Origin of the sequence: Providencia sp. PROV269, from assembly GCF_028477785.1 — a bacterium.
Classification (GTDB): domain Bacteria; phylum Pseudomonadota; class Gammaproteobacteria; order Enterobacterales; family Enterobacteriaceae; genus Providencia; species Providencia rettgeri.
In genome coordinates this window covers 1-7,984 of record NZ_JAMPLV010000019.1, presented here as the reverse complement: position 1 = coordinate 7,984, position 7,984 = coordinate 1, and the positions used below count along the sequence as shown (strand labels likewise).

Annotated in this window: 6 protein-coding genes; 4 read left to right on the top strand and 2 right to left on the bottom strand. The window is 40.5% G+C overall.

Features of this window, described 5'->3' with window-relative positions:
- Positions 1 to 200: 200 nt before the first annotated feature.
- Together fadA and fadB are read right to left on the bottom strand one after the other, a co-directional pair.
- Positions 201 to 1,367, bottom strand: a complete 1,167-nt coding sequence (fadA, locus tag PR683_RS18665) for an acetyl-CoA C-acyltransferase FadA (RefSeq protein WP_004914870.1) — start codon at positions 1,365 to 1,367, stop codon at positions 201 to 203.
- A 4-nt stretch (positions 1,368 to 1,371) separates the two neighbouring features.
- A complete protein-coding gene (gene fadB, locus PR683_RS18660; protein ID WP_196719226.1) occupies positions 1,372 to 3,564 on the bottom strand; it encodes a fatty acid oxidation complex subunit alpha FadB in 2,193 nt (730 codons plus the stop codon).
- Positions 3,565 to 3,821: 257 nt separating this feature from the next.
- On the opposite strand from fadB, the gene pepQ reads away from it, so the two are divergent.
- Genes pepQ through hemG form a run of 4 tightly spaced genes read left to right on the top strand, consistent with a single transcriptional unit; the run spans position 3,822 to position 7,835 of the window.
- The gene (pepQ, locus tag PR683_RS18655; protein WP_272581936.1) at positions 3,822 to 5,156 is read left to right on the top strand and encodes a Xaa-Pro dipeptidase; all 1,335 of its coding nucleotides are present in this window, start codon (positions 3,822 to 3,824) and stop codon (positions 5,154 to 5,156) included.
- A complete protein-coding gene (locus PR683_RS18650; protein WP_109912567.1) occupies positions 5,156 to 5,770 on the top strand; it encodes an IMPACT family protein in 615 nt (204 codons plus the stop codon). Before pepQ ends, PR683_RS18650 begins: the two co-directional genes overlap by 1 nt.
- Positions 5,771 to 5,798: 28 nt before the next feature.
- Entirely contained in the window at positions 5,799 to 7,250 is a 1,452-nt protein-coding gene (trkH, locus tag PR683_RS18645; protein ID WP_272581935.1) for a Trk system potassium transporter TrkH, read from the top strand.
- A gap of 60 nt (positions 7,251 to 7,310) precedes the next feature.
- Positions 7,311 to 7,835 carry a menaquinone-dependent protoporphyrinogen IX dehydrogenase gene (gene hemG, locus PR683_RS18640; RefSeq protein WP_109912565.1) on the top strand — a complete coding sequence of 175 codons (525 nt, stop codon included), beginning with the start codon at positions 7,311 to 7,313 and terminating at the stop codon, positions 7,833 to 7,835.
- Positions 7,836 to 7,984 lie beyond the last annotated feature (149 nt).

Sequence of the window (7,984 nt, the reverse complement as noted above, 5' to 3'; positions counted from 1 at the left end):
AAATTGTAGGGGTGTTGGTTTCGCTCATTCGCCCTAGTCACATACTTTTGTATGCTCCTAGGGTCTCATTCACTTACCGCCTATCGATAATCTTTAAATTTTTCGTGGCTATTTGGCCAGAAAAAGGCAAAAAAAACCCGCCCCTGACTAGGCGGGAACATCGACAAAATACAATGTTTGCGAAAACTAAAACTAAATTGTTAAACACGCTCAATAATTGTAGCAATACCTTGGCCGAACCCGATGCACATGGTGGCTAAACCAAATTGTTTATCGTTTTGTTCTAATTGATTAAGCAATGCTGTTGAAATTCTTGCTCCTGAGCATCCCAAAGGGTGGCCTAGCGCAATGGCCCCACCACTGAGATTTACTTTATCATCTAGTTGATTTTCTGATAGCTTTAAGCCTTTTAAGCATGCAATAGATTGCGCTGCAAAAGCTTCATTTAATTCAATAATATCAATATCATTTAAAGTTAGTCCTGCGCGCTTTAAAGCGAGTTCACTTGCTGGCACCGGGCCAAATCCCATGATCGATGGATCGCAGCCAACAACTGCCATTGAGCGTATTTTAGCTCGAGGCTTAATGCCTTGCTGTGTGGCATAACTTTCGCTGGCTAGCAGCATCGCAGATGCACCATCAGATAGAGCAGATGAATTACCTGCGGTCACTGTACCACTAGCAGGATCGAAGGCGGGGCGAAGAGCAGCCAAACCTTGAAGGCTTGCATCAAAGCGAATCACTTCATCATAATTTACCGAAATGAGGTTACCAGTGGCATCATGGCCACTAATTGGAACGATCTCGTTATTGAACTTCCCTTTTTCCGTTGCTAGAGCTGCAAGTTGGTGAGACCTTAATGCAAATGCATCTTGCTCTTCTCGGCTAATTTTATACATTTTGGCAAGCATTTCAGCAGTTAATCCCATCGCTCCAGCGGCTTTAGCAACACGTAAAGTCAGTTTAGGGTTGAAATCTATACCATGAGTCATTGGGACGTGGCCCATATGCTCAACTCCACCAATGAGTACTGATTTTGCATCACCTGTCATAATTAACCGGCTCGCATCATGTATCGCTTGCATTGATGAACCACAAAGGCGATTTACTGTAACGGCAGGAACCGTATGAGGTATATCTGTGAGTAATGCTGCATTTTTAGCAACATTAAACCCTTGCTCTAGTGTTTGCTGAACACAACCCCAGATGATGTCATCCAATTCTTTTTTACTTGAGTTTGGATTACGTTCAAAAATCGCATTCATGAGGTGCGCAGAAAGGTCTTCAGCTCTAACATGGCGAAATACCCCACCTTTTGAACGGCCCATTGGTGTACGTATTCCATCAATAATGACGACATTTTCCATAGAATTAACCTCTCGCAACTTTTTTGACATCAATCGCCACTACTGGTGGCTGTGGGTAATATCTTGCATTGGTAGCCGCTTTTTCTTTTAAGCCGCTAGGCGCGTGATATAGAGGACTCAAGTGCTGCAAAGATTCCGTTGTTTTTAAGTAAGATTGACTACCTAAGGTATCTAAATAGCAGAATACTCCCCCTCTAAATGGTGGAAAGCCTAAACCGTAAACTAAAGCAATATCTGCATCCGAAGGGCTTTGGATAATGCCTTCCTCTAAGCAACGAACAACTTCGTTGATCATTGGAGCCATCATTCGAGCAATAATTTCTTCTTTGGTGAATGAGCGTCTTGTTGAGCAAATAGTAGCAAGTAGTTCATCCGTCCGCGGATCATCAACTTTTTTCGGTTTCCCTTTTTTATCTTTTTCATATTGATAAAACCCGTGGCCATTTTTTTGGCCAAAACGTTGTTGTTCATACATCACATCAATGGCATTTTTGCCTTTTTTTCCCATTCGTTCAGGAAAACCTTGAGCCATAACTTGTTCTGCATGAAAAGCAGTATCAATACCAACCACATCAAGAAGATAAGCGGGCCCCATTGGCCAGCCAAACTCTTTTTCCATGACTTTATCTATTTCTCTAAAGTCAGCCCCATCTTGTAACAGTAAGTTAAAGCCAGCAAAGTAAGGAAAAAGTACTCGGTTAACAAAGAAGCCAGGGCAGTCATTGACAACAATAGGGGTTTTCCCCATTTTATTGGCGTAGGCAACAACCTTAGCAACAGTGTTATCAGAAGTTTGTTCTCCGCGAATAATTTCGACTAATGGCATTCGATGCACAGGGTTAAAAAAGTGCATTCCGCAGAAATTTTCTGGGCGCTTTAGTGATTTAGCGAGGGTTGAAATTGGAATAGTTGATGTATTTGAAGCCAGTATAGTTTCACTTGTTACTAAGGACTCAACTTCAGATAATACAGCAGCTTTGACTTTAGGGTTCTCAACAACGGCTTCAACGACGATTTGGCTATCTTCTATGCCATTGTAAGATAATGAAGGATGAATAGATGATAAGGTCGCCGCCATTTTTACAGCTGTAATTTTTCCACGCTCAAATTGGTTATTTAATAGCTTTTGTGCCTCTTCAATCCCTAATTCTAATGACTTAACATTAATATCTTTCATTAAAACAGGTACGCCTTTGCTGGCAGACTGATAAGCAATGCCTCCGCCCATAATTCCTGCACCTAATACGGTGGCATGTGTTGGAATCTCAATACGTTGTGCGATCTTTTTACTATTTGACTTAACTTGTTGGTCATTTAGAAAAATACTCACTAACGCACGTGCAACATCACTATGCGCTAGAGGAACAAATGCGGCTGTTTCATGCTTCAGGGCCTCATCGCGGGTACAATTTGCTGCCTTTTCTATTGTATTCACAGCCGCCATAGGAGCTGGATAGTGTTTGCCTGCAACCTTATACACCATTCCCTTAGCGACATTGAAACTCATCGTTTGCTCAATAGGTTTCAATTGCAGAGGGCTAAGTTTAGGTTGGCGTTTTTGCTGCCAATTGAAGGCTCCGGTGATTGCAGATTCAATGAGTTGTAGCGCTGATTGTGCGAGAGCTTCTGTATTAACAACGGCATCAATAAGGCCAAGTTTTAAAGCTTGAGAGGCATCGATATCTTTACCCGCAGTAATAATTTCTAATGCGCTATCCAAACCAATTAATCGAGGTAGCCGAACAGACCCACCAAAGCCAGGCATGATCCCAAGTTTCGTTTCAGGAAGCCCAATTCGGGCATCAGGGGAGGCGATACGAAAATCAGTGGATAAAACACATTCACAACCACCACCTAGTGCATAGCCATTAATGGCGCAAATCGTTGGAACAGGCAGGTCTTCAATACGATTAAATATACTGTTAGCGTAGTGTAACCAATCACTTAGTGTTTCTTTTGATGCTTCAAAGAGTGACAGAAACTCTTTGATATCAGCGCCAACAATAAAAGCGGGTTTATCAGAACGGAAAATTACACCTTGCAGCTCGGTTTGTTGCTCAAGAACAGACACGGCTTCATCAAGTGAAGCAACGGTGTGGGTGTCCAATTTATTAATTGGCCCTGGTGAGTTAAAAACCAGTTCTGCAATCCCTTGTTTCAACCATTGAATATAGATAGTGTCACTTTGATAAAGCATTCTGCTCTCCTCTACGTGGTAGTGTTATCTGGTACGACCAGATGAAAAGAGTGTGACTAGAATGTTAATTAATTGCAAATGATTAATGACAAAAATGGAAGGTTGGTCACAGCAATTAAGTGAAATAATTAATGATTTAAATGATAAATGTATTATATATCAATTAATTAATTAGGGTTTGCAACAGAGTGCATATCCGTTAATAACAGAACGTGGTAAGCTTAATTTTTCTAATTAATGCTGAAAGGTTGAAGGAAATGGAAAAACTGACTGCACTCTACGCTGAACACATTAAAACGTTACAAAACAGAACTCAGCAAGTTTTACAGCGCAGCAAATTAGATGCCATATTGATTCATTCAGGTGAACCCCTACGCATCTTTCTTGATGATAGCGACTATCCGTTTAAAGTTAACCCTCATTTCAAAGCGTGGGTACCTGTTACCGAAGTTCCACATTCATGGTTATTAGTTGATGGCATAAATAAGCCTAAGCTATGGTTTTATTCCCCCGTTGACTATTGGCATAGTGTTGAGCCACTACCGAACAGTTTTTGGACCAAAGATATTGAGCTAATCCACTTAAAAAATGCGGATGACATCAAAACGCTTCTCGCAAGCTTATCAAAAGAAAATGTTGCCTATATAGGCTCAGCAACGGCACGAGCAGAATCTTTAGGGATTTCTTTGCATAATATCAATCCCAAATCGGTTTTAGATTACTATCATTATCATCGTTCTTATAAGACAGATTATGAGCTTTACTGTATGCGAGAAGCTCAAAAAATGGCTGTAAATGGGCACCTCGCTGCTCTCGAAGCATTCCGTGCAGGTATGAGCGAATTTGATATTAATGTCAGTTACTTACAATCTACCGGTCATCGAGATACCAATGTGCCTTATGGTAATATTGTTGCGCTGAATGAAAATGCGGCGGTATTACATTACACGAAACTACAGCAAACTGTGCCGAACGAATTACGCAGTTTTCTTATTGATGCAGGCGCTGAATATAATGGCTATGCTGCTGATATTACGAGAACTTATGCGGCGAAAGGTAAAGACGAATTTGCTGAATTGGTTGCAGATGTCAACACAGAGCAGCTTGCTTTAATTGATACGATTAAGGCAGGTGTCCGCTATACTGATTATCACGTGGATATGCATCATAGGATTGCTAAGATACTGATTAAACATGATATTGTTAAAGATATTAGCGAAGAGTCGATGGTGGAAAGTGGCTTAACAACGCCATTTTTACCTCATGGTTTAGGCCATCCACTTGGGTTACAAGTTCATGATGCTGCAGGTTTTATGCAAGATGATAGTGGTACTCATCTCGCAGCTCCTAAAATGTATCCATTCTTGCGTTGTACTCGTGTTTTAGAACCTAAAATGGTGTTAACTATTGAGCCTGGGCTCTACTTTATTGAATCTCTGTTATCTGAATGGAGAAATGGGGAGTTCAGCCAACACTTTAATTGGGATAAAATCGAGTTCTTCAAACCTTACGGTGGAATCCGCATTGAAGATAATATCGTGATCCATGCAAATCGTATTGAGAATATGACTCGAGACTTACATTTACGTTAATGAAACCTTATTTAATACCGGCTGAAACCATTTCTTTTACAGAAGAAATCAAAAAAAGCCAATTTATTACGTATTTAGCTCATACAGATGGTATTGAAGCGGCAAAAGATTACATTCAATCGATTAAAGCTCAATACCCAGATGCCCGGCACCATTGCTGGGCATTTGTTGCTGGTCGGCCTGATGATTCACAAAAATTGGGGTTCTCTGATGACGGAGAGCCGACAGGAACAGCAGGAAAACCCATCATGGCGCAACTATTAGGTAGCAATCTAGGGGAGGTTACCTGTGTTGTTGTACGTTATTTTGGTGGGATAAAACTAGGCACTGGTGGGCTAGTTAAAGCTTATGGAAATGGTGCCCAGCAAGCATTAAAAATATTACCAACAAAGACAAAAGTACCACAAAAAATCTTTAATTTAGTGTGCGACTATTCATTGATTAATGCGATTGAACAACTGCTTGTCCAAGTGAATGGCACAGTTTTACACAGTGATTATAATGAAACTGTCTCTTTACAAATTGCAATTCCTGCCACTCTTGAGCAGGAAGTCAATGATAAATTACGCGATATAAGCCGTGGAGCCTTAACGCTCACGTCAGAATCACAATAGTAAACAGTTTTATCAAGGAACCTGCCGAATGCATTTTCGTGCAATAACCCGTATAGTCGGGCTGCTTGTCATCATCTTTTCTTTTACCATGGTTATTCCTGGTATTGTCGCGCTAATTTATCGTGATGGTGCAGGGCGAGCTTTTAGCCAGACTTTTATTACTGCTTTGCTAATTGGCCTTTTTTTGTGGCTACCAACCCGTAATAGCCGGCACGAACTGAAAGCAAAAGAAGGCTTTCTTATCGTTGTTTTATTTTGGACGGTACTGGGAAGCGTAGGGGCATTACCTTTTATTTTTTCTGAAAGACCTAATCTTTCGGTAACTGATGCTTTTTTTGAATCGTTCTCAGGATTGACGACGACAGGTGCGACAACGTTAACAGGGCTTGATTCCCTACCCAAAGCTATTTTATTTTATCGGCAGATGCTTCAATGGCTTGGGGGGATGGGGATTATTGTACTTGCCGTTGCAATTTTACCACTTTTGGGTGTCGGGGGAATGCAGCTATATCGTGCAGAAATGCCGGGTCCTTTGAAAGACAATAAAATGCGGCCTCGTATTGCAGAAACAGCAAAAACATTATGGCTTATCTATGTACTGCTAACTATTGCCTGTGCGGTTGCTCTATGGATAGCCGGTATGGATGTTTTTGATGCTATTTCTCACAGCTTTTCGACTATCGCTATTGGTGGGTTTTCAACTCATGATGCTAGTATTGGTTATTTCAATAGTCCTCCGATTAACACTATCATTGGTATTTTCCTGATTATCTCTGGTTGTAACTTCGGTTTGCACTTTGCAGTATTAACTGGACGTAGTTTAGGGATTTATTGGCGCGATCCTGAATTTAGAATGTTTATTAGCTTCCAGTTTGTCTTGGTGGTTATTTGTACCTTAGTACTTATGTTCCATTCTGTTTATAGTAGCTTTGGTCAAACACTTGATCAGGCATTCTTCCAAGTCGTGTCCATGGCGACAACGGCTGGATTTACGACAGATAGCTTTTCTGGTTGGCCTCTTTTTTTACCTATGCTGCTATTGTGCGCCGCATTCGTTGGTGGATGTGCAGGCTCGACAGGTGGTGGGTTAAAAGTTATTCGTATATTGTTACTTTTCTTACAAGGCTCGCGTGAGTTAAAGCGCCTAGTTCACCCAAATGCAGTCTACACAATCAAATTAGGACAACGCGCATTACCTGAAAGGATCATCGAAGCTGTTTGGGGCTTCTTTTCTGCATATGCACTGGTCTTTGTCGTCAGCTTATTATTACTGATTGCTACAGGAGTTGATGAATTCTCTGCTTTTTCAGCAATTGCAACGACACTGAATAACTTAGGGCCAGGGTTAGGGACTGTGGCTGATAATTTCACAACGATGAACCCTACAGGCAAATGGATATTAGTTGTCACGATGTTATTTGGGCGTTTGGAAGTTTTCACTTTATTAGTGCTACTGACTCCCACTTTTTGGCGTGAATAGTTGGGTACAATTAATAAATAATATTACCTATATAGAAATGATATTAATTTAGGAACAATAATGAGCTACTTACTTTTACACTCCAGTACGGATGGGCAAACTAAAAAAATTATTCTAAAAATGGCGGAGCAACTGAGAAACTCAGGTCGTGAATGTGATATTCGTGATTTAAATACTGACCAACAGCTTAATTTATCAGGCTACGATAAAGTATTAGTAGGGGCATCCATTCGTTATGGGCATTTCAATAAAAAACTACAACGCTTCGTGCTTTCTCATCAAAATCAATTGAACTCAATGAAGACGGGTTTTTTTGCTGTAAATTTGACGGCAAGAAAAGAAGGCAAGAATACGGTAGAAACCAACGCATATACGCGAAAATTTTTAGAAGCATGTCCTTGGAAGCCTACATTGAAGTCTGTTTTTGCCGGAGCGCTGTTTTATCCACGTTATACATGGTTTGATAGAATGATGATTCGTCTAATAATGAAAATGACAGATGGCCCAACCGATCCAAAAACAGAGATTGAATATACTAACTGGGAAAAGGTTGCTGAATTCACAGTTGAATTTGATGATTTGTAGTTCACAATTTCAACAAAACGTAGTTATTTTGTGTGATTTGTTTAATAAATCATCGCTTGATGAAATAAATCAAAAAAACACTTGCGAGAATTTTTCGACTCCCTATAATGCGCATCCGTTGTCACGACAAACCGGTTCGAAGAAAACGT